Genomic DNA, 3,103 nt, shown 5'->3' on the forward strand with positions numbered 1-3,103 from the left:
CACCCGCGGGTGCGGCCGCCGCGCCTTCTCAGTAGCCGTCCACGCCGAGTTCGGTGATCGAGGCGAAGAGGTGCTCCCACACCCCGGCGCCGGGCGCGTCGTCGGCCAGCGCCCCGGCGTCCACCTCCGCCATCGCCCGGAGGAAGGTCTTCACGCCGTCCTCCCCGGGATACGGGTCCCAGCAGGCGCCCATGTGACGGCGGACGCCCTCCAGGAACCGGACGAAGGACTCCAGGTCGCGGACGAGCGGGAAGACGGCGTCTCCGCCCGGGCCGTGGCTGCCGTCCGGCTGGCGCATTCCGACGGCGCCGGTCGCCGGGTGGACGAAGACCTCCCCGGGATCGCAGTACCCGAGGTCGAACGAGCCGACGCGCAGCAGGCCTTCGGGCCCCGGGCTCAGCAGTTCGTCGGCGACCGCGAAGGACGTGACTCCCGCCGCCCAGTGGCGGGGCAGTCCGACCTCGGCCAGCAGCTTCCGGGTCGGTGCGTGCGTGAGGGCCGCGGGCAGGTCGGCCGCCGGGACGCGGAGGACCCCGGTGGGGCCGAAGACCGCGTCGAGCCGGGCCGCGGTGAGCGGTCCTTCCGCGTGCCTCGTGCCGGGCCGGAACCAGGGCCCGCCGTCCGCCGGTGCCGGGCGGGAGGAATCGGCCCCGCCCGTCGGCCAGTCGGCGAGGGCCTCGTCGTTCTGCTCCACCACGGCCACGCCGCGCGCGTCGAGGAAGACGTAGCGGCCGCCGTCCAGCGGGATCGGTTCCTCCCAGGAGTCGGGATGGCGCAGCGCCCAGGAGTCGTCGTCGCCGTCGAACAGCCAGGGTCCGTCCGGCTCGGTCTCCCCGTACGGTTCGGCCGTGCCCTCGGCGGGGGCGGTCCCGCGCCGGCCGGTGGCCAGGTCGAACCAGGTGTCCTCGCACCACAGGGCCCAGACCTTCAGGAGCGGGGTGCCCTCGGCCTCGTACACCTCGGCGGAGCGGTCGCCGCTGAGGTTCGGGGCGGCCTCGTGGGCGCCGACCGGCCGCCACCAGGCCCACACCGTCCGCCAGGGCAGCCCCGGTTCGGCGGCCGCCACGCGCTCGGCGTACTCCCGGTGGCCGAGGACGGTCGCGGCGAAGTGCAGCCAGGAGGCGAACTCCGCGGACGTCACCGGGGCGCTCCCGAAGACCGCCTCGGCCTGGGTGAACACCTCGCGGCCGACCCCGCCGTGCTCCTCCGGCAGGGCGTCGAGGCGGGCGCGGAGCTCGGCGCGGTCGTGGCGCAGGACCTGGGCGGGGTCGTCGAGCAGGGTACGGAGATCGAGATCGGTCACCGGCCCATCGTGCCAGCCGGTGCGCCGGGCGGAGGCGGCGGCCGGGGTCGTTGTCGTACCCGGGACGTAGAGTCGGAGGCGGCCCTGAGGGGTGCGCGCGGCGGTGACGGCCGCGCGGTGCAACTGCCCTGCGAAGAGAAGGAGTCGGTACGGTGAGCGGTGCCCCTGAGCCCGTGAAGGAGGGCCTCTACCGGCTGCGCAACGTGGCCAGCGGACTGCTCCTGGAGGTGTACCAGGGGTCGGGCCGCAGCGGGGCCAGGGTCCAGCAGGGCACCGGGAACGGAACTCCCGGCCAGCACTGGCACGTCACGTCCGTGCCGAACGGCGGCGGGCTCTACCACCTGGTCAACGCGGCCAGCGGCAAACGGCTCGACGTCGCGAACGCGTCCACGGAGAACGGCGCGAACATCCAGCAGTGGAGGGCCAACAACTTCGGCGCTCAGGAGTGGGTCATCGAGCAGGACCTCCAGTCACCGGGGACGGTGGCCCTGGTGAGCTTCATCAGCGGTCTGCTCCTGGAGGTCGCTGACGAGTCGGGGGAGGACGGGGGGAACGTCCAGCAGTGGGAGGACACCGACTCGCCGTTCCAGTGGTGGCGTCTTGAGCCGGTGTCCTGAGCCTGGCCCCGTCCGGGCTCAGCCCTTGCGGGCGGTGTGCACGGTGTGGGCGGTGAGGTGGAACAGGTCGGTGCGGTGGTGCAGGGACAGTGTGTCGGCCGGGTCGAGCAGCCGGTCGAGCGTCTCCTTGTCGTCGGCGTCGAGCCGGGCGGCCAGGCCGTCCCGGAGGCGCTCGTAGTGGGCGATGGCCAGCTCCCGGACGGCCGGGGAGACGGGCGCGGGGACGTCCACGAGGAAAGTGCGGGTGCCGGCCGGGGTGAGGCCGGCGCCGGCGAGCAGCGCCCGCCAGTCGTCCGGCTCGTCCTTGGAGTCCGGGAGCTCGGCGCGCATCTCGCCGAACCAGTCGGCGTGGGCGGCGTCGAGCCGGGCCTCAAGGCCCGGCCTGCCGATCCCGATGTTCTGGGGCAGGTGCCGGCGGGGCAGCCCGCCCTCGACGAGGACGATCAGGCCGCCGGGGTTCAGGATGCCGGCGAACTCCGCGAGCGCGGCGCTCTGGTCGCCCATGTGGTGCAGGGAGTTGCCCGCCCAGACGAGGTCGGCCTGCCCCAGGGTGCCGATCCCTTCGGGGAGTTCGGTGTGGAGGGTGGAGACCCGGGTGCCGAGGCCACGGGCGTCCGCGCGGGCCCGGGCCCGGACGAGGAGTTCGGGGCTGCCGTCGACGGCGACCGCCTCGGCGGCCGGGAAGGCCTCGGCGAGCAGGCCGGTCACGACCCCGGGGCCGCTGCCGACGTCGAGGATCCGGCGGACGCCCTGCACCGGCGCGAGGGTGCCCAGCCAGGCCGCGGCCGCCGCGTAGGCGGGGCTCGCGATCTCGGCCTGCCGCTCCAGGAGCGGCGCCATCTCGCTCCAGTCCAGGTGGGTGTGGTCGTGGGGGCCGTGGCCGTGACCGGTGCCGTGCTGGTGGCCGTGGTGGGACGCGTGATGCTGGCTCATGGCACCAGGGTGCGACGAGACGGCCGGGAGCGCCAGAAATGTTGCCGGTCCGGCAATACGTCCCGGGCCCGTCAACCGCGCCCCCGGTGTTCCTGTGGGCTGATGCCCCGTACCCGCTTGAAGGCGGCGCTCAGGGCGAACGCTCCGCTGTAGCCGACCTGCCGTGCCACGGACTCGACGGTGGCGTCCGTCTCGCGGAGCAGGTCGGCGGCGAGCGCGAGCCGCCAGCCGGTGAGGTACGCCATCGGGG

4 protein-coding genes are annotated in these 3,103 nt (G+C 74.7%); 1 reads left to right on the top strand and 3 read right to left on the bottom strand.

The annotated features are described in order from the left end of the window. Positions 1-28: 28 nt before the first annotated feature. Entirely contained in the window at positions 29-1,303 is a 1,275-nt protein-coding gene (locus CCN56_RS38590) for an SUKH-4 family immunity protein (protein ID WP_143664788.1), read from the bottom strand. A gap of 152 nt (positions 1,304-1,455) precedes the next feature. On the opposite strand from CCN56_RS38590, the gene CCN56_RS38595 reads away from it, so the two are divergent. Next, positions 1,456-1,920 carry an RICIN domain-containing protein gene (locus CCN56_RS38595; RefSeq protein WP_086832303.1) on the top strand — a complete coding sequence of 155 codons (465 nt, stop codon included), beginning with the start codon at positions 1,456-1,458 and terminating at the stop codon, positions 1,918-1,920. An 18-nt stretch (positions 1,921-1,938) separates the two neighbouring features. Here CCN56_RS38595 and CCN56_RS38600 read toward each other — a convergent pair whose 3' ends face one another. Continuing rightward, entirely contained in the window at positions 1,939-2,853 is a 915-nt protein-coding gene (locus CCN56_RS38600) for a trans-aconitate 2-methyltransferase (RefSeq protein WP_086832304.1), read from the bottom strand. A gap of 71 nt (positions 2,854-2,924) precedes the next feature. Continuing rightward, a partial coding sequence (locus CCN56_RS38605) for a helix-turn-helix domain-containing protein (RefSeq protein ID WP_143664789.1) occupies positions 2,925-3,103 on the bottom strand: 179 nt, incomplete at its 5' end.

The sequence above is a fragment of the Streptomyces sp. NRRL B-24572 genome (assembly GCF_002156145.1).
Lineage (GTDB): Bacteria > Actinomycetota > Actinomycetes > Streptomycetales > Streptomycetaceae > Streptomyces > Streptomyces vietnamensis.

Excerpts from the sequence above, each read along its gene's own strand:
- CCN56_RS38600 (WP_086832304.1), bottom strand. The coding sequence starts at position 2,853 with ATGAGCCAGCATCACGCGTCCCACCACGGCCACCAGCACGGCACCGGT.